Origin of the sequence: Corallococcus sp. CA049B, from assembly GCF_003611685.1 — a bacterium.
Lineage (GTDB): Bacteria > Myxococcota > Myxococcia > Myxococcales > Myxococcaceae > Corallococcus > Corallococcus coralloides.
Map to the genome: position 1 here is coordinate 13,367 of NZ_RAWC01000093.1, position 18,615 is coordinate 31,981.

The 18,615-nt window shown below is 72.4% G+C and carries 15 protein-coding genes; 8 read left to right on the top strand and 7 right to left on the bottom strand.

The annotated features are described in order from the left end of the window. Nucleotides 1–116: 116 nt before the first annotated feature. The 3 genes from D7W82_RS20845 to D7W82_RS20855 form a co-directional block, all read right to left on the bottom strand. Entirely contained in the window at nt 117–2,021 is a 1,905-nt protein-coding gene (locus D7W82_RS20845; protein WP_233587840.1) for a penicillin-binding protein 2, read from the bottom strand. A gap of 129 nt (nt 2,022–2,150) precedes the next feature. Continuing rightward, nucleotides 2,151–4,805 (bottom strand): right-handed parallel beta-helix repeat-containing protein, encoded by a 2,655-nt coding sequence (locus tag D7W82_RS20850; RefSeq protein ID WP_147439434.1) that lies wholly within the window; start codon nt 4,803–4,805, stop codon nt 2,151–2,153. A gap of 138 nt (nt 4,806–4,943) precedes the next feature. Then, on the bottom strand, nt 4,944–5,285 hold the full coding sequence (locus D7W82_RS20855; protein WP_120620028.1) for a hypothetical protein: 342 nt from the start codon (nt 5,283–5,285) through the stop codon (nt 4,944–4,946). Between the two features lie 103 nt (nt 5,286–5,388). Here D7W82_RS20855 and D7W82_RS20860 point away from each other — a divergent pair, with 103 nt between their 5' ends. Both D7W82_RS20860 and D7W82_RS20865 read left to right on the top strand, forming a co-directional pair. Next, nucleotides 5,389–6,048: a cytochrome b/b6 domain-containing protein gene (locus tag D7W82_RS20860; protein ID WP_120620029.1), complete on the top strand. Its 660-nt coding sequence runs from the start codon at nt 5,389–5,391 to the stop codon at nt 6,046–6,048. Then, nucleotides 6,041–6,736: a molybdopterin-dependent oxidoreductase gene (locus tag D7W82_RS20865; protein WP_120620030.1), complete on the top strand. Its 696-nt coding sequence runs from the start codon at nt 6,041–6,043 to the stop codon at nt 6,734–6,736. Before D7W82_RS20860 ends, D7W82_RS20865 begins: the two co-directional genes overlap by 8 nt. Nucleotides 6,737–6,748: 12 nt before the next feature. Here the strand turns inward: D7W82_RS20865 and D7W82_RS20870 are convergent, their stop codons facing one another. Together D7W82_RS20870 and D7W82_RS20875 are read right to left on the bottom strand one after the other, a co-directional pair. After that, nucleotides 6,749–7,183 carry a hypothetical protein gene (locus tag D7W82_RS20870; RefSeq protein WP_120620031.1) on the bottom strand — a complete coding sequence of 145 codons (435 nt, stop codon included), beginning with the start codon at nt 7,181–7,183 and terminating at the stop codon, nt 6,749–6,751. Nucleotides 7,184–7,196: 13 nt separating this feature from the next. Then, nucleotides 7,197–7,985, bottom strand: coding sequence for an alpha/beta fold hydrolase (locus tag D7W82_RS20875; protein WP_120620032.1), 789 nt, complete (start codon nt 7,983–7,985; stop codon nt 7,197–7,199). A 202-nt stretch (nt 7,986–8,187) separates the two neighbouring features. On the opposite strand from D7W82_RS20875, the gene D7W82_RS20880 reads away from it, so the two are divergent. Beyond that, nucleotides 8,188–8,919 (top strand): SAM-dependent methyltransferase, encoded by a 732-nt coding sequence (locus tag D7W82_RS20880; RefSeq protein WP_120620033.1) that lies wholly within the window; start codon nt 8,188–8,190, stop codon nt 8,917–8,919. A 4-nt stretch (nt 8,920–8,923) separates the two neighbouring features. Here D7W82_RS20880 and D7W82_RS20885 read toward each other — a convergent pair whose 3' ends face one another. Then, nucleotides 8,924–9,544 carry a hypothetical protein gene (locus tag D7W82_RS20885; protein WP_120620034.1) on the bottom strand — a complete coding sequence of 207 codons (621 nt, stop codon included), beginning with the start codon at nt 9,542–9,544 and terminating at the stop codon, nt 8,924–8,926. Between the two features lie 285 nt (nt 9,545–9,829). Between D7W82_RS20885 and D7W82_RS20890 the strand changes: the two genes are divergently transcribed. The 5 genes from D7W82_RS20890 (at nt 9,830) to D7W82_RS42370 (ending at nt 17,456) form a co-directional block, all read left to right on the top strand. Then, complete coding sequence (locus D7W82_RS20890) at nt 9,830–11,185, top strand: sensor histidine kinase (RefSeq protein WP_120620035.1); 1,356 nt, start codon at nt 9,830–9,832, stop codon at nt 11,183–11,185. Next, nucleotides 11,182–12,138 (top strand): cyclopropane-fatty-acyl-phospholipid synthase family protein, encoded by a 957-nt coding sequence (locus tag D7W82_RS20895; RefSeq protein WP_120620036.1) that lies wholly within the window; start codon nt 11,182–11,184, stop codon nt 12,136–12,138. Before D7W82_RS20890 ends, D7W82_RS20895 begins: the two co-directional genes overlap by 4 nt. A gap of 147 nt (nt 12,139–12,285) precedes the next feature. Beyond that, on the top strand, nt 12,286–12,702 hold the full coding sequence (locus D7W82_RS42365; protein WP_304988736.1) for a hypothetical protein: 417 nt from the start codon (nt 12,286–12,288) through the stop codon (nt 12,700–12,702). A gap of 315 nt (nt 12,703–13,017) precedes the next feature. After that, complete coding sequence (locus D7W82_RS20905; RefSeq protein WP_120620037.1) at nt 13,018–14,268, top strand: DNA repair exonuclease; 1,251 nt, start codon at nt 13,018–13,020, stop codon at nt 14,266–14,268. Then, a complete protein-coding gene (locus tag D7W82_RS42370) occupies nt 14,265–17,456 on the top strand; it encodes an AAA family ATPase (protein WP_120620038.1) in 3,192 nt (1,063 codons plus the stop codon). The genes D7W82_RS20905 and D7W82_RS42370 overlap by 4 nt, the downstream gene beginning before the upstream one ends. Here the strand turns inward: D7W82_RS42370 and D7W82_RS20915 are convergent, their stop codons facing one another. Next, on the bottom strand, nt 17,457–18,248 hold the full coding sequence (locus D7W82_RS20915; protein ID WP_120620039.1) for a DUF695 domain-containing protein: 792 nt from the start codon (nt 18,246–18,248) through the stop codon (nt 17,457–17,459). Between the last annotated feature and the right edge of the window lie 367 nt (nt 18,249–18,615).

Below are 18,615 nucleotides of genomic sequence, written 5' to 3' on the forward strand. Positions count from 1 at the left end.
TGCCCTGGCCGCTCAAGCGTTCAGCGCCCATCCTGACAACGTGGACAGCGTCCTCCGGGGTGGCCAGCCGCCAGCGCGGAGCAGGGGCGCGGCGCTCGGAGGGACGGCCCCGTGCCCTAGCTGGCGTCGTCCCTCTTGAAGGAGAGGACCAGGGCCCCGTCCAACGCCTGGAGGAAGCGGATCGCGAGCGGCAGGGCGACGCGGCCTCCCACGCCGCCGCCCTCCACGAACACCGCGAAGCCGATGCCGTCACGCACGCCGACGAACCACGCGTGGGTTTCAGGCGGCACGGACAAGCCGAACTCCGCCGTGCCTGTCTTGCCCATGAGGCCCGGCATGGCGGCGGCGGACTTCGCCGTGCCGTCCGTCACCACCGAGCGCATCAGGTCGCGGAGCATGGCCGTCGTGCCCGGGCCCAGCCGCGACTCCGGGCCGGGCTCCGCGTCCGCGAGCAGGCGCGGCGCGTGCCAGACGCCGGTGGCCGCCGCCGACACGACGGTGGCCATGTGCAGCGGCGTGACCAGGACGCGGCCCTGGCCCATGGCGTCCGCCGCGCGCTCGGCGTCGTCTTTCGGCGGGGGGAAGGTGGCGCCCGGTGACGGCAGCCCCACGTCGTAGGGCACCCCGAAGCCGAAGCGCCGGGCCGCGTCCTCCAGCACGCGCGGGTCCAGCTTCGCCGCGAGCTGGATGAACGTCGTGTTGCACGACAGCGCGAACGCCCGCCGCAACGTGGTGGTCCCCAGCACCTCGGATTCGAAGTTGCGGAAGCGCTTGCGGCCCACCGTCACCTCCAGGGGGCAGTCCACGCGCGAGTCCGGCTTCAGGCCGCTTTCGAGCAGCGCCGTGGCCGTCACCAGCTTGAACGTGGAGGCCGGGGGGTAGCGCCCCATCAGCGCGCGGTGCCACCCCTCTCCGAGCGGCCGGCTGGCCACCGCCAGCACCTGGCCCGTGGCCGTGTCCACCGCGACCAGCGCGGCGGGCTGGGTGACGTCCACGAGCGCCGCCTCCGCCGCCTCCTGCACGCCCATGCGCAACGTGGTGCGCACCGCGCGTCCCGGCTCCCCGTCGAAGCGGTACAGCAGCTCGCTGCCGCCGGCACGGCGCTGGAGCCGCACCTCGCCGGAGGGGCGTCCCGCCAGCGTCCGCTCCTGCGCGCGCTCCAGGCCGGACAGGCCCACCACGTCGCCCGGCTGGTAGGGCTGGCCCAGCGCCTGGAGCGCCTCCGCCGTGATGTCCCCGACCCGGCCCAGCGTGTGCGAGGCGAAGCCCTCCGCGGGGCTGAGGCGCGCGGGCTTCTTGCGGAAGAAGATGCCGGGCACCGGCGCGAGCACGGGGCGAAGCTGCTGGTAGCGCTCCGGGCGCACGTCGATGAACGCGAGGAACTGCTCGGGTTGCGCGCTCGGGGCGCTCAGCGCGGCGAGCACCTTCGCGGGGTCCACGCCCAGCTGCGACTGGAGCACGCTGGCCACGGCCGCGCGGTCCTTCACCCGGCCCGGCATCACGCCGACGCGAATCACCTCTCCTGGCATGGTGAGCGGAACCCCGTCCGCATCGAGCAGATCGGCGCGAGGCCCCCAGCTCCGCGTGCGTCCGAAGCGGTCTCCGGGCCGCGCGCTGGGATGGAACACCTCCGGCGTCCAGCGCAGGCTCCAGCGCTTGTTCCGGAGCACGAAGCGCAGGCGGGACTCGACCTCCCAGTCACCCAGCCCGCGCAGCGTGTGCACGCCGTGGAACCTCACCACCGCCGTGGTGGCGTCCTGGGACTCGAGCACCACCGGGTCGAAGCGCGAGGCGATGACGCCCAGGTCCTGCCTCCAGCGCGCGTGCTGCGCGTCGAAGTCCTGGGGCGCGTCCACGAGCACCTGGCGCTGCGCGGCCACGTCGTTGCGCGCCCAGGCCTCCAGGTACCGCAGGGCCAGGCCCTCGGCGCCGCCGGGCACCACGGCGGGCGTGGGTGGCGCGGCGGGCTTCGTGGCTCGCGGCGCGCACGCGGGGAACAGCAACAGGAGGCAGAGCCCCACCCAGGAAATGACCGCCCGTCCGTACACGCGCCCTCGTCTACCGCGCCCTCTTCGCCGAGGCGAACATCCGGCTGTTCTGGACTCCATCTGGACCGGCTGTCGGTCCACCGCGCGCACGCACAGCGTGGCTCAGCGGACCGTCTGCACCTGGGTCTTGCTCGCGCCGTCGCCCGTCGCCGTGAGGGTCAGCGGGCCGGCGGTCGCGGCGCGGACGTAGAAGATGCCTTCGCGCTGCTCGTTCTTGAGGCTCACCACCGACACGGGCTCATCCAGGCAATCCGACCGCAGGTGGAAGGTCGCGCCCGGATCCGACGCGGCCAGCGCCACCTCCGGCACGGACAGCGGGGCCAGGTTGCCCGCCAGGTCCCAGCCCTGCACCACCAGCTCCTCCGAGCATGCCCCCGCTTCCAGTGTCCGCTCCGGAGTGACGAAGCCCACCTGACGGTCAGGGCCCTGCGTCTCCACCTCCACGGCGATGGCGTTCTCGTGCAGCTCGCCGTTGTAGCCGTCACCGGTGATCCGATTGCGGCTGATGAGGTTGGCGGTCCCGTTGTCGTAGATGGCGGCCTGGTAGGAGGTGTTGGTCAGCTCCGCCTTCGTCAGCGTGTTGCCGAGCACCTGGATGTTCTGGGACACGGCGGGAGCCGTGAAGAAATCATCCACCGCCTGGGACAGGTCGACGCCGACGTCGTTCTCCTCCAGTTCGTTGTCCTCGATGCTCAGGTCGTGGCACAGCTCCCGCCCCGGGCCGTAGTACTCGCCGCCCACCACCAGGATGCCGGAGCCCGTGGCCGCACGCTTCGGGTCCCCGTCCCACAGGTACGCATTGCCGTGCACCCGGTTCCGCGCCACCTGCCCGGAGACGCCGTATGCGAGCTGGATGCCGATGCGCGCGATGCGGTCGGTGGGCGCCAGGCCATCAATGACGTTGTCCTCCAGCGTCACCTCGACCGGCCCCTGCACCACCACGCCCACCTTCTGGTAGCCCGTCACTTCGCTGTTCCGGATGACCAGGGTCACCGGCGTGGCACCCGCCGCGCTGTTGCGCACGTCGATGGCGAAGCCCTCCTGGCATCCGCTGACGCCTCCGTGGTTCAGGTCCTTCACCGCCGTGTTCTCGATGGTGCTGCTCGCGTCCTCCAGCAGGATGCCGCGCAGCCGGTCCACGCCCTCGTCACACACGTCCGACAGGTTCCGCGCCGTCACCGTCACGTCGCGCACGTTCGCCACCGCGCCCCGGTTGCGCAGCACCGCGCCCTTGTAGTGGTCCCCCGCCCCGTCCTCGGAGGCGGTCAGCGTGTGCCCGCCCCCGTTGAACGTGAAGCCGTCCGGGATGAACACCGCGCTCTGCGCCACGCAGTCCTCGCGCAGCGTCACCTGTCCGGGTGACAGGGTGATGGCGCAGGCGGTCTCTCCCGGGCCGCAGCGCCGGCCCATCCAGGTCACGGGGAAGGAGTGCCGCGAGCTCGCGCCCGAGGCGTTCGTCACCACCAACTCCACGGTGGGCGTCACGTCCGTCGGCACGCAGGAGAGCTCCGTCCAGTCCACCGTGCTCGCCGCGGCATCCCCCACCGGCGTGCCGAGCGCGCCCACGTTCGATGACCAGGCGAACGTCATCGCCTCGGCGCGCGGATCCATCGCCTCCACCGTGAACGTCACGCGTTCGCCCGCGAGCGCGCTCGTGGCGGACTGCGACGTGGTCTTCACGATCGGCGGCGCCTCCGCCCGCACGCACAGGTTCACGAGCTGCTCCGTGCTTCCACCCAAGCTGTCCGTCACGGCGCCCTTCAGCTGACAGCCGCAGTCCAGGGGCGCCGCCGTCGGAGTGAAGGAGGGATTGGCCCGGGTGACGCCCTCGAAGGTGCCCTCGCACGTCGCGCTCCAGGCGTACGTGAGCGCGTCTCCGTCCTCGTCCGTCACCGTCGCCTGGACCTGGAAGGGAGCGCCCAGCATGACCCGCTGGGGCTCTCCGGCCACGGCGGCCACGGGCGCGCGGTTGAACCACGTCTTCCTCAGCGACGCGGGCCCGCGCACGGTGCCCACGCCGATGTGGAACTGGAGCGTGGACTCCGCGCCCTGTGCGTCCGTGACCCGCAGGCGGATCATCGCGTCATCCTTGAGGGTCAGGTCGTATCCGGTGCCCGCATCGCCCTCGGTGCCAGCATCGGCATCGGGGACCGGCGGGCGCGCGGCTGTCCATTCACAGGTCGCGTCCTCGCAGGCGAGCACCCCGCCGGAGGCGGTCCATTCGTAGGTCAGCGCCCCCTCCTCCTGGTCACTCACCTGCGCGCTCAGCGCCACGGTGTCGCCAGGAGCCACGATGGCGCTTTGCGCGCGCACCGCGTGGATGCGAGGCGCATGGTTGGCCAGCCCTGGCGCGCCAGACTCCGGCAGGGGCACCAGGACCACGAGCGCTTCGCCATACAGCGGCAGCTTCACCCTAGCGTCCGGGCTCACGGAGGCCACCACCGCCTCCGCGGCATCCTCGGCGGTCACGGTCAGCTGGAGCTCCTCCTCGGGAGACGCTGGCTTCACGGCGGCCGACCACGCGATGCCGCCATCCGGATCCGTCGCGGACGTCAGCGCCTTCGTCTCCGTGGCGCCCGACGCGTGCGTCACCGAGGCCGTCACCTCGACGACCTCCAGGGACCGGGGCGGCGCGACCACGAGCCGCGCACCCCCGGCCAGCGGCGCCGTGACGGCGGGCTCCTCCTCCACGCAACCGAACGTGGTCAGCAGCAACAACCCCACGAGGTGCAACACACGGGCGGGCTTCAGGGTCACGGCATCCTCGGGGAAGGCGGACGGGAGTGCGAACGATACCGGGCCCTTCCCACCCGTCCAATCCACGGGGAGCACGGGCCGTGTGTGCCCGGCACGCCGTCCAATGCCTGCCAATCCCCCGCGACCCGAGGGCCGGTGCTACGGCAATCCTCGCTCGGCGCTGTACTGCTCGACCCACTCCCCTATCCGGGCAATCACCCGTGCGTGGTCGTTGCCCAATTCCGGCAGCAGGGCCGCGCCGTACCAGTGCGGGTGATGTCGCAGGTCCGGCCGCTTCGCGAAGACCCACTCCCGGAAGGCAGGATGCTCTGGCGGATGCCCCAGGTCCTCGCGTGCACAGTCGTACGCGAAGATGCACATGAACAGATACGACACGTTGATCGACACGTAGTCGGGGGTCCCCACCAGGTACATGCCCGGCCGCTCACACCAGAGACGCATCCAGGCCAGCAGGTGGGTGGGGCGAGCAGCGGGAGCCATCCGGGAAGCCTACCCCCCTCGACGGCGAAGTCCTCTCCCGAGCGTTCGCGCCACCCTCCCGCCGCATGGTCCCGGACCGCATCGCGGTGCTGCATTCCGCCGAGTGCACCCGCCCGAGTCCCGCCGTCCCCAGCCCTGGCCCATCCGGCTCACACACTGGGCCAACGTGCCGCTGCTCGCCATCCTCGCGGCCAGCGGGCTCCAGATCCTCGCCGCGTATCCGCTCATGGGGGCTCGCGGGCGGCCCATCGCGCTCTACCCCTTCCAGGACGCCGTGCCGCCGTCGTGGCTGCGCCTGGGGGACTGGCTCGCGGGGGCGCGCAGCTGGCACTTCGCGTTCGGCTGGTTCCTGGCCCTCAACGGCTTCGTCTACGTGCTCTACCTCGCCATCAGCGGCGAGTGGCGCCGCCGCCTGTTCCTCCCGCGCCGCGACACGCGCGACGCCGTGGCCACGCTCGCGTACTACCTGCGGCTGCGCCCCGCGCCCGCGCAGACAGGCCTCTACAACGGGCTCCAGCGGCTGGCGTACACCGCCACGCTGCTCATGGGCGCGCTGTCCCTCCTGTCCGGGCTCGTCCTCTACAAGCCCGTGCAGCTCCAGTGGCTCACGAGGCTCTTCGGCGGCTACGACCCCGCGCGCTTCGTGCACCTGCTGCTGCTCGCGCTGTTCGCGTTCTTCACCGTGGGCCACGTCTTCCTGGTCGCCCTGCACCCGCGCACCTTCGGGGAGATGATCACCGGCGGGAGGAAGCCCGATGCCTGAGCGCGTCCTCACCCGCCGCCGCGTCCTCCTGGGCGCCGCCGCGCTCGCCACCAGCGCCTGCGACTCCCAGCGTCCGCGCGCGGGCTTCCTCGGCGTGATGGACCGCTTCAACGAGCGCGCCCAATCCGCCCTCTTCCATCCCCAACGGCTCGCCCCCGAGGAGCCCGCCGAGCAGCTCACCCCACCCGGCGACTTCCCGCATTACTTCATCTCCGAGACCGTGCCCCTGGCCCCCGCTGACTGGAGGCTGGAGGTGGAGGGACTCGTGGCCCGGCCGCGCGCCTTCACGCTGGAGGAACTGCGGCGGCTGCCCCGGACCGACTACCGGATCCGCCACCACTGCGTGGAGGGCTGGAGCGCGGTGGCGTCCTGGCACGGCGTGGCCATCCGCGACCTGGCGGAAGCCGTGGGCGCGGACCCGCGCGCGGGGTTCGTGGAGTTCCGCTCGTTCGACCAGGGCTACTACTCGTCGTGGGACGCGCCGAGCGCGCTGCACCCGCAGACCATGCTCGCGTACGGCATGAACGGAGCGCCGCTCATCCCCGGCCACGGCGCGCCGCTGCGCCTCTATTCGGGCGTGAAGCTGGGCTACAAGATGGTGAAGTACCTCACCACCGTGCGCTTCCTCCCGGAGGCCACGGGGGGCACCTGGGAGGACCGGGGCTACGAGTGGTTCGCCGGCGTGTAGCCCGCGGGTCCTTCAGCGCTTGGAGGTGACGACGCCCGGCAGGAACGGCGTGAAGCCGCGCTTGCGCAGGCTCTCGCGCTCGGCGAGCAGGGCCGCCAGCGCGGCCTCGCGCGTGGGGAAGTGGTTCACCGCGGCGCCGTTGATGACGCCGCTGGTGCCAATGTACATGAGCGTCATCTCGTCGCCGCCGTAGCGGTACGAGCGGTGCGTGTTGCGCTCCAGCACCTCGCGGCGCACCTTGCCGAAGGTGCGCCCCGCCGTGTGGCGGACGATGAGCCCGCTCAGGTTGATGAGCAGGTCCACCCGTCCGTTGAACCTGGCGAACTGCGCCTCCACCTCGTCCCGCCAGCGGAACACGTCCTCGTCCGACACCAGGATGCAGTCGGTGAAGTTCGCGGTGACGACGTCGTGCTCGTCGTCGCGCTCGAACGACATACCCCAGGCCATGGCATGTCCTCCTTCAAGCCTGCGCGGCGTTGCCCGCGAGGAACGCCGACACCAGCGCGGCCGTCTCCGCCGGACGCTCCACCTGGGGGTAGTGCCCCGGCCCCGGCAGGTACGTCATGCGCGCGTTCTGGATGAGCCCCACCACCGCCTGCCGGAGGAACGTGGGCGGCAGGAACGGATCATCCGTGGCCACCACCAGCGTGGGCGAGGTGATGGCGGACAGCCGGTCCGCGAAGCCGCCCGCCGTCCAGGAATCGAAGCACTGCTCGATGGCGTCCTTCGACACCTCGGCCGAGTCCTTCAGCAGGACCTCCAGCGACTCCGGCGACAGCTGCTTGCAGGCCAGGCCCAGGATGGTCTTCTGCTTCTCCCGGTCCCCCGCGGAGGTGCGGAACAGCCCGGCCGCGTCCGGAGGCAGGGGCAGCCCCGCCGCGGGCACCGTGTTGAGCAGCACCAGTCCGCTGACGCGCGAAGGCGCCTCCGCCGCCACCCACTTGGCGATCTGCCCGCCCATGCTGTGGCCCACCAGCGCGAAGCGCTGCGCCTTCGCATGGTCCGCCACCGCGAGCACGTCCTTGGCGTACTGCGCCAGCGTGTACCCCGACGCCGGACGCCCGGACGCCCCGGTGCCCCGGTGGTCCGGGACGATGAGCCGCAGGCCGGTCATGTCCAGCTTCTCCAGCATCGCGTCCCACACCGCGCCGGACACCATCCACCCGTGCACCAGCACCACGTCGCGAGGGCCGTCCCCGAACACCCGGTAGTTCAGGGGAGTTCCATCCGTCGCGTTGGTCGTGGGCATGGGGGCTGTCCTCTTCGAGGGGAAAGACTGAGAAGTCACGTCTTGCTGGGGGAGGCGTAGCAAGCCACGACTGGGGCATGGCCGTCCACCTGCTCGGGGGTTGCCTGACGGTCCGAGGGGCGAGCTGTCCTGACGAGTAGGTGCACGTGGAGGGAATGAAGGGTGGGAGCGGGTGCGCGCTTGCGGCAGACTCGGGTGCGTCATGACGGATGGACGCAGCGGGACGGCGGGAGCGAAGCGCACGGTGTACTGCGAGGACGCGCTCGCGTGGCTGGACGCGCGGCCGGTGCTGGAGGGGTGCTCGATGGTGGCGTCGCTGCCGGACGTCTCCGAGTTCCCGCAGCTCACGGTGCCCCAGTGGAAGGACTGGTTCGTGGGGGCGGCGGCGAAGGTGTTGTCGCGGGTGCCAGCGGACGGGGTGGCGGTGTTCTACCAGTCCGACGTGAAGAAGGACGGGGCGTGGGTGGACAAGGGCTACCTGGTGTCGAAGGCGGCGGAGATGGCGGGGTGCGACACGCTCTGGCACAAGGTGGTGTGCCGCAGGACGCCGGGGACGGTGACGTTCGGGAGGCCCGCGTACTCGCACCTGCTGTGTTTCAGCCGGGGGCTGAAGGCGGACCCGGCGAAGTCCACGGCGGACGTGTTGCCGGACCCCGGAGAGGTGACGTGGACGCGAGGCATGGGGCTCAACGCGTGCCTCGTGGCCTGCCGCTTCATCCTGGAGCAGACGCGCACGCGCACGGTGGTGGACCCCTTCTGCGGCCACGGCACCGCGCTCGCGGTGGCCAACGCCCTGGGTCTGGACGCGGTGGGCGTGGAGCTGAGCCGCAAGCGAGCACGCCGCGCGAGGAACCTCCAGGCGGCGTGGACGGGCGGGAAGCTGGTGCTCTCCAGCGCGGCCGGTGACGGCGAAGACGAGCCGTCACCGGAGTGACGGCTCAGGCCGCCTGCGCTCCCGCGAGCGCCTGGGCCACGTCCTTCTCCAGCTGGGTGAGGAACGTCTCGAACAGGCGCTCCTCCAGCGCGAGCGCGGGCTCCAGCGTCGTGCCCACCTTGGTCAGGCGGTCCGTGCACGCATCCTCGATGGCGCGGCGGTGGGACTGCTCCTCCACCACCACGCGCCCCAGCTCCTCGCGCACCACCGCGTGCCGCGTGGCCGCCTTGTAGAGCGGGTAGAGCACCATCGCCCGGCGCTCCACCACCGCCGTGGTGAGCAGGTAGTGCAGGTACACGTCCGTCGTCCCCGTGATGCCCGTCACCCACTCCGCCAGCTGCCGGTCCAACGACTGGAACCACGCCGACGCCGCGTCCACGCTCAGGAACTCCGTCACGTCCTCGCGGCCCGCCACCTCACAGGCCAGGCGCTTGAACGTGAACGCGTGGCGCGTCTCGTCCGCCAGGTGCCCCAGCACCTCCAGCGACGGGTGCCGGTCCGCCACCGTGCGCGAAATCTTCCGCGCCCCGATGAACTCCAAGAGCGACAACGTGTGCAGCCACCGCACTTCCAACTCCGGAGCTTGAGCCAGCTGCCGCAACACCGTCTGGATTCTGTCACGCATGGGGCGCCCCTCTATCGCGCCCCGCACGCCCTCCCAAGCACTGTCGCTCCGGACAGGAGTCATCACGCTCCCTGACCGGAAAGCCAGGGACGGCGGACTGGCCAACAATGCCCATGCCCCCGCGTTTGACCGGGGGGCCCCCGCCGCCGTTTGCTTCTCCGTGTCGAGGGCTGTGCCTGGCGCCGGGGGGTTGACCAGCATGCGTCCGTATCGCGGAGACCTGCATCCGTCCGGGCGCCGTCCTGCCCGCGCCGCCGTGTCGCGGACCGGCACCGGAGCGCGCGCATGAAGTCCCCGCCCCTGTCCTCCTGCCAGGGAGTGACGGCCTTCCGCCGCTGGATGCGCGCCCAGGACGCGGGCCGGCTCCTCGCGTCCCTGCGCGTGCGCCCCCTCGCGGGCCATCTCCTCCGGGGCTCGGCGCTCGTGGGCGCCGTCGCGTGGGCCCCCGGCGTCCACACCTTCTTCGCCGTGCCCCTCACCTCCGCGCTCGCGTGCTTCCTTCCCGGCGCCGTCCACCGCGTCGCCTTCGCCTTCGTGCACGCACGCCACCGGCGAGTAGGCGCGGGGAGCTGGCTCGCGTGGCTGCCGGGCCTGGCGCTGGAGCACTTCTTCCTCGCGGGCCTCACCGCGCTCGCCGCGCCCTCCGGGGCGCTCATCCTCGGCGTGCTGCTCATCGGCACCTCGGCGGTGCATGGCCGGCGCTACCGCGTGACGTGCCGCGAGCCCTTCCTCCTGGCCGGCACGCTCGCGGCCCTGCTGGGCGCGGCGGTCCTGGCGTGGCACTCCCAGAACGGGCTGCTGCTCGCCGTCGTGGGGCCCGCGGCCCTGGTCGCGCAGGTGTACCTGGGCTCGCTCGCCATGCGCTACGACCAGGCCCGCGCGGACGCGGACCGCCTGCGCGCCGCCGTGCACGCGCAGCTCGTGGAGCAGCAGGAGCGCGACGTGGGCCGCCTCACCCAGGCCATGGCCGAAATCCTGGGCCACCACCAGGGCATGGACCAGGCGCTGCACGACGCCGGCACCGCCGCGGACATGATGAAGGCCTTCGGCACGCAGCGCGGCGTGCTCGCGCGCACCGGCTTCGAGGACCAGGCGCGCCAGCTCCAGGACAGCCTGCGGCAGCTCCAGGAGATGGTGAAGGAGGTGCGCGCCAAGAGCCGCCGCTTCGCCGGCACGGAGCCGGAGGCCGTGGACCTGGGGCTGGTGCTGGAGTCCGTGCAGGCCCAGGTGTCCCTGCGCTTCCCCGACGTGGACATCCACGTGGAGCTGCCGAGGTCCCAGCCGCCTCGCGCGCTCCTGCGCGGCGGGCCGCTCACGCTGCGCCGGGTGGTGGAGAACCTGGTTGTCAACGCATGCGAGGGCAATGGCGAACAGGGCGCGTCCCGGGTCTTCATCCGAGCACGCACCGAACCCCTCAGCGGACGCCTGGAGGTGGAGATCGAGGACGACGGACCCGGCTTCCCTCCGGAGCGCCTCAACGCGCCCGCGGAGGAGCTCTACACGACCAAGTCCCAGGGAACGGGGCTGGGCCTCTACACCAGCGAGTGCCTGCTCCGCGCCAGCGGAGGCCTGCTGCACCGGCACAACGGACCAGGAGGCGGCGCCCTGCTCCGCATCCTGCTGCCCCGGGAGTACCCATGAAGCCCCTCAGCGCCCCCACCCTGACGCCGTCCACGACCCTGACGCGCGGGCGCGAAGCGAATGAGGCGGTGGCCCCGTCCAGCGGCCCGGCCCTGCTCACGCCCTTCGACGTGCGCGCCTACCATGAAGCCCTCGCCGCGCGCGGCCTCGCCCGCCAGGGCACGCGCCCCCGCGTGTACTGCCACACGGGGCTGGTGGACCGGCTGCCTCCGCCCGGCACGCCGGGGCCGGAGCTGCGCGAGCGGCTGAGGGACTCGCAGGAGGCGATGCTCGCGGAGCTCGCACGCGCCATGGGCCCCTTCCCGGACGGCGGCGAGGTGCTCGACGTGGGCAGCGTCCTGGGCGGCAGCGCGCTGTACTGGGCCCAGGAGCACCGCGCGCGCGTGACGGCGATGGTGACCGTGCCCACGCACCTGGAGCAGGTGCGCCGCTTCGTGCACGAGGCGGGCATGGGCGCGCACGTGCAGGTCCGGCAGTGCACGGGCGAGCCGCCCCGGACCCGCGAGTGCTACGACGCCGTCATCGCCGTGGAGAACACCTGTGCCCAGCCCCGCTCGGAGTGGCTGCGCGGCGTGCACGCCCGGCTCAAGCCCGGCGGCATGCTCGCCATCGCGGACTGCTTCTGGGTGCGGCCCAACGCCGTGCATCCCTCCGAGAACGCGTGGAGCCGGCACCTGGGCAGCGTGAACGCGTTCCTCGCCGACGCGCGCGACGCGGGCCTGGAGCTGGAGGCACATGACGACGTGTCCGCGCGAGCGGTGGGCTTCTGGACGCTGAGCTCGGAGCTGCGCGTCCACGAGCACCTGGCCCGCGCGCCCACGGACGCCCACAGCCTGCGCGCCGCGCTCAACGCCGTGCGCGCCGAGTCGCGCCGCGAGCACCTGTGGCTGCAACAGGGCCTGCTGGATGGCGGGCTGGAGTACGCGCTGCTCGTGCTGCGCCGCGAGGTCTGATCCCTTGCCCACGGGCAGACGGGCCTGCGGGCCCCTGCCCCATGGCACGCTGAGAGGGCGGCCCGGCATCGTGCAGCCCCCGGACGATGCTCCCGCTCCATTCCACCCCCAGCCTTGGGTTCGTCACACCAACAAGGGGGGTCGAGCATGAAGGGTTTCACGCGATGGATGGTGCTGGGGGCGGTGGCGGGCGCGATGGCCCTGACGGGGTGCCAGAGCAAGGAGCGCTCGCAGGAGGGCATGGGTGGGACGGGAGGCGCCGGAAGCACCCAGGGGACCCAGGGCACGCAGGGGACCCAGGGCACTGAGCCCAGCATGGGCGGGGGGCAGGAACCGAGCACGCACCCGAGCCAGGGCGAAGGTTCGACGATGGATCAGGGCACGGGTGGAGCCGGCTACGACGCGGGCACGGGCGGATCCGGCTACGACGCGGGCACGGGCGGATCCGGCATGGAGGGCTCCGGTGGCTCGGGCAGCACCACCGGCGGCTCCATGACGCCGGAATCCAGCGGCAACACCGACACCGGGCACACGGGTGGCTCGGTCCCCGAGCCCACCCGCTAGGCCATGAGCCTCGGGACGGCGCGGGCGTGCCCGGGTGGCACGCCCGCGCCCTTCTTCAAGTCTTCACCAGGTCGGGACTCCAGCACCCCCGCGAGGTTGGCGAAGGGATGCGGGCGCTCGTGTCGTGCGAATCGCAGGGTGCCCGTGCGGGACTTCGCGCGAAGCGCAAGAGGACTGGACGCGCATCCAACGTGCTGGATTTCCACCGGTGAACGCCCAGTAGGACCTGGGGGCACCACCTGTGTCCACCCGTGCATCACCCCGGGGGGTGGGAAAGTCGGGAGGACGGCAGGACTCGGGTACGGTGCCCGCACGATGCGCTTCTCCTTCGTGCACGCCGCGGATCTCCATCTGGACACGCCGTTCCGGGGAGTGGCCACGCACGGCCCGCTCCTGGAGCGCTTCCAGCAGTCCACCTTCCATGCGCTCGCGCGCATCGTGGACGTGTGCCTGCGCGAGCGCGTGACGTTCCTGCTGCTGGCCGGGGACCTGTTCGACGTGAAGGACCGCTCGGTGCGCGCGCGGCTGGCGCTGCGCACGGAGCTGTCGCGGCTGGACCGCGCGGGCATCCAGACCTTCATCGTCCACGGCAACCATGACCCGCTGAGCGGAGACACCGGCACGCTGGGGCTGCCCGCGTCGGTGAAGGTGTTCGGCCCGGAGTGGGAGGACGTGGAGGTCCGGCGCGAGGGCCGGCGCCTGTGCCACGTGCAGGGCGTGTCCTATCCGGACGTGGAGGTGCGCGAGAACCTGTCCGCGAGGTTCCGCCGCACCGGCGAGCACTTCAGCGTGGGCCTGCTGCACGCGAACCTGGGCGGCGACGCGGGCCACGCCAACTACGCGCCCTGCACGGCCGCGGACCTGGCGGCGGGTGGGCTGGACTACTGGGCCTTGGGGCACGTGCACACGCGCGCGGAGCACCTGCTACCCGGAGGCGGCGTGGCGGTGTACCCCGGCAACCCGCAGGGCCGGCACGTGCACGAGACAGGCGAGCGCGGCTGCGTGGTGGTGGACGTGGAGGACGGCGTCGCGCGCAGGAGGTTCGTGCCGGTGGACCGCGTGCGCTGGCACCGGCTGGACGTGCCGCTCGCGGGCGTCACGTCGCTGGACCTGCTCCAGGCGGTGGCCACGGAGGTGGTGGAGTCGCGCTGCGCGGAGGACTTCGACGGGCACGCGGTGCGCCTCACGCTGGCCGGACGCGGCCCGCTGCATCGGGAGCTCGCGAGGCCCGGCGCGAGGACGCAGCTGGAGGCGTACCTGCGCGAGCGGCTGGCGCGCGCGCATCCGCCGGTGCTGCTGGAGTCGCTGCGTGATGGCAGCCGGCCGGAGGTGGACCTGGAGGCGGTGCGCGCCGGGGGCGGCTTCCTGGGCACGCTGCTGGAAGAGGCGCAGGCGCTGTCCCATGACGACGAAGCGCTCGCGTCGCTGTGGGACGACGAGGACCTGACGACGCTGGGACAGCGGCTCAAGCGGCTGGGCGTGGACGCGCTGGAGGCGCCCCGGCCGGAGCTGGTGGCGCAGGCGGGCCAGCGCGGCGTGGAGCACCTCCACGAGGAGGCATCATGAAGCCGGGCCTGCGCATCAACCGCTTCCAGGTGGACGGCTTCGGGCACTTCCGAGGGTACTCGGGGACGCCGGGGCCGGGGCTCACGCTGCTGTACGGGCCCAACGAGGCGGGCAAGAGCACGCTGCTCGCGTTCCTGCGTGGCGTGCTGTTCGGCTTCGAGAAGCGCGGCCAGCCGGAGCGCTACGAACCGGAGGGCGCGCTCTTCGGCGGTGAGCTGTGGCTGGAGACAGCCGTCGGCCCGCTGGTGGTGCACCGCCACGGCGGCAAGCGCGCGTCGGAGGGCACGCTCACGGTGCGCGGCCTGGATGGACAGCCGCTGCCGGAGACGCTGCTCGACCAGGCGCTGGCGGACGTGCCGCGCGAGCTGTTCTTCGAGGTGTTCGCCTTCCGCCTGGATGAGCTGTCCTCGTTCCAGCGGCTCGCGCAGCAGCGCGGCGTATCGGAGGCGCTGTTCGCCGCGGGCATGCAGGGCGCGCGGAGGCTGCCGGAGGCGGTGGAGCGGCTGCGCAAGGACGCCGAAGCGCTGTACGCGCCGCGCGGGCAGAAGCCCGAGCTGAACCGCGTGATGAAGGAACTGGAGGAGGTGCAGCAGGCGCTGCGTGAAGCGGGAGACCGGCCCGCGCTCTACTTCTCCACGCGCGACCAGCTGGCGGAGCGCATCGCGGAGGGCCACGCGCTGGAGGTGGCGCGCAAGCACACCGAGCATGCGCTGGACCGCGCCTCGCGATTGGAGTCCGCGCTGGGGGACCTGGCGGTGCTCGCGCGCGACCGGGCGGAGCTGGCCACGCTGCCGGTGCTGGACACCTTCCCGCCGGGCGCGGAGACGCGGCTGGAGGACGTGCTCCAGCGGCGCAAGACGTACCGCGCCCAGCAGGCGCAGCTGCATGAGCGGCTGACGCCCATCGAAGAAGCTCGGGAGCGGCTGGCGGCCCCATGGCCCGTGCGCGAGCGCGCGGAGTCCCTGCGCACGGCGCTGGCCACGTACTCCGGACACTCCGAACAGCTCCGCTCGCTGCCCGCGCGCAGGGCGTCGCTCACGTCGCGGCGGCGGCAGCTGGAGCAGTCGCTGGGAGAGCTGGGGCTCGCGGTGGACGCGGGCGGATTGCTCGCGCTGGACCTGGGCGCGAGGGCGCGAGGAGAGCTGGAGTCGCTCGCGGGGAGGCTGGACGCGGCGGACTCGGCGCTCGCGCAGGCGGAGGCGGAGCAGGCGCGCACGCGCGAGGAGCGGGCGCGGCTGGAGACAGCGCTGGGGAGGGTCCAGGCGGAGCTGGAGGTATTGCCCGAGGAGCGGCCCGCGCAGGTGCGGCAGCGGCAGGCGGCGGTGGGGCGGATGCGCGCGGTGCGCGGAGATTTGGAACGGCTGGCCGAGCAGCGGATGGAGCAGCGCCGTCAGATGGACGGCGTGCGGGCGCCCACGGACGCGGTGCCGCTGCGCTCGCTGTTGCCGCTGTCGTGGGTGGTGTCGGCGGCCATCGTGGCGTGGGGGTTCGCGGCGCTCGCGGCGTGGCTCGCGGGTCCGTCGGTGGGCGTGCTGTGCGCGGTGGGCGGCCTGCTGCTGGTGGGGTTGCTGCTGTTCGTGCGCCACCGCGTGGAGACGGCGCGCAAGGCCAGCCTGGAGGCGCAGGCGGCGCGGCACCGCTGGCGGCAGCAGGAGGAGGAGCGCTTCCGCTCGGTGCAGGCCGCGATGTGCGCGCGGGAGGAGCTGCTCCAACGCGAGCTATTGAACGCCTCCGGCGCGGCGGGGCTGTCCCCGGGCGCGTCGCTGTCGGACCTGGCCGCGCAGGAGTTACAGCTCGCGGAGCTGCTGACGCAGGCCGAGCGGCGCGAGCTGCTGGTGCGCGAGGAGGACACGCTGCGCACCGCTTGGGACACGGCGGTGCGCGAGGACCAGCGCGTGGAGGAGGCGCGGCTGCGCGCGAGCCAGCGCGAGGAGGTGCTGCGCGAGGAGTGGATGGCGTTCCTGGTGGCGCGCCGCTTCCCGGAGGCCCTCTCCGCGGCGTCGGCGCTGACGCTGTGGCTGGATGCCGCGGCGCTGCGGCAGCGGCTGTTGGACCTGCGCACGGACGAAGAGGAGTTCACGGTGGCGGAGGCCGCGTGCAACGCGGTGACGACGCGGCTCTTGCAGGAAGCGCGGGCGGCGGCCCTGCCCGAGGGGCCTCCGGAGACGGTGGCCGCGCGGGTGTCCGTGGCGCTGGAAGAAGTGCGCTCCCGGGCTGCGGACCAGCGGCACCTGGACGGCCAGCGCGGCGAGCTGCTGGCGGAGAAGGCGCGGCTGGACCAGCTGTCACTGGACGAGGACCAGGCGTGGGAGGCGCTGCTCACGGAAGGCGGCTGCCAGGACGAGGCCACCTTCCGCCGCCGCGCGGTGCAGGCGCGAAGGTACGCGGAGCTGGCGGCCCGGGTGCGCGAGCACGTCCAGCGGGTGCAGGCGCTCACCGGCCTGGGTGAGAACGCGGCGAACGAGGAGGTCCACGCGGCGGGCGGTGAGACGGGCCTGAAGGAACAGCTCGCCACGCTGCGCGAGCGCCACAAGGCCGAGAGCGAACGCCACAAGGCCGTGCTCACGGAGCAGGGCAGTCTGAAGACGCAGCTGTCGCAGTGGGAGAACGACGACCGCGTGTCGCGGCTGCGCATCCAGGAGGAGACGCTGCGCGCGAAGGCGGCGGAGCTGGCCACGCGCTACGCGGCGGACCGGCTGACGCTGGCGTTGCTCGGAAGGGCGCGCCGCAGGTTCGAGGAGGAGCAGCAGCCGCGCGTCATCCAACTGGCGAGCGAGCTGTTCTCCGAGCTGACGGCGGGGCGCTACCGCCGCGTCTTCATCCCGGCCGGGGACGCGCGCGAGCTGCGGGTGAGCGACGGCGCCAGGGACTGGAGCGCGGAGCAGCTGTCCCGGGGCACGCGCGAGCAGCTGTTCCTCGCGTTCCGGCTGGCCGTCATCCGCGACTTCGGAGAGACCCGGGGCGCGCTGCCGCTCATCACGGACGACGTGCTGGTGAACTTCGATCCAGAGCGGGCCCGGGGCGCGGTGCGGCTCTTCGCGAGGCTGGCGGAGGCCCACCAGGTCATCGCCTTCACCTGCCACCCGTGGCTGCGCGAGCACTTCGAAGCCGAAGGCGCCCACGTCCTGGAGCTGCCCGGCGCCACGAAGCCCCCCCGCGAAAGCCTGCGCGTCGTCTCCAGCGGCTAGCTAGAAGTCCTCCGCCACGAGCAGGCAGTCCCAGCCGTCATACGTGCCGTGGTACGACTCCACGATGTCTTGGATCTCCTCGGCCACCGCGTCCACCCGCGCGTCGTCCACGGTGTCCACCCGGTGGAAGTCCAGGCGCCACTCCACCCCGAGCACGCGCCCGGGCGCCCAGACGAGCTCACACCGGAAGCCCTGGAACCCCGCGCTCCTCAGCCGGGCCTCCGCGTCCTGCGCGAACGGCCCCACCTGGAAGGACACGCGGTGCTCCACCCTGCGGGCCACGTCCAGCGGCTCCCCCTCCGCTCGCAGGAGCGCGACCCGCTGGCGGTTCATCCTCAACTGATAGTGCAGGGGCGGCGGGAAGAGCATCCGGAGATACGCCGTCCAGTGGGGGTCCCACGTCCGTGACACGCCCACGTCATAGGTCCCCTGATGGGCCCGCACGAGCGGCCGTACCTGCCTGGCCGTGATGGACTTCGGGCCATACAGGTAGACGAACTGCACGCCTTGATCCACGAGGTGCCCGACCCTCAGCAGCCCCAGGGGACGCAAGCACGCCTCCAGCGCGCCCTGCACCGCGAACACCGCGTCCTCCTCGTCGCTGTCCCGGAGCCCGTTCGACATCGGGTTCTTCAACGGGAGGGCCAGTCGCCAGAGCACGGGGTGGCTGGCCATGGGCGCGAGCGGATTGGCGCCCAGGTCGATGCCCACGGTCTGCGGCCCCTGCGTGGACCACCGGAAGTAGTCCTCGAAGGCTTCCCGCCAGGGCTTTTCGAAGGACGGAGCGTTCATGCCGGGCGATTCTACCCGCCGCGCGGCACCAGCCCCTGGCGCACAAAAAAATACTGGGAGCGCGCCCCCTCGACGCGCTCCCAGTAACTCAACCCCTCCCCCGAGGGGTCCCCCTCTCGGATGCGGCCCCCAAAGCTCCGCGTCCGTCCTGCTTTTCCTTCAAGACGTCGACTACCGAAAACCTTGAGTCCCGGAAGATCGACCCCCGAAACCCTTTCCCCCTCCGCCCGGTCCGCTCTGCGTCCCGAGCCCTTGGACCCTGGTGGCTCTGCCCCCAGCATCCCCACCTCGCCTTCAATACGTCGGCCGCGGAAAACCTTGGTTCGGCCCTGCTTTTTTCGCCGTCCCCCTCTGAAGAGGCCCGCGT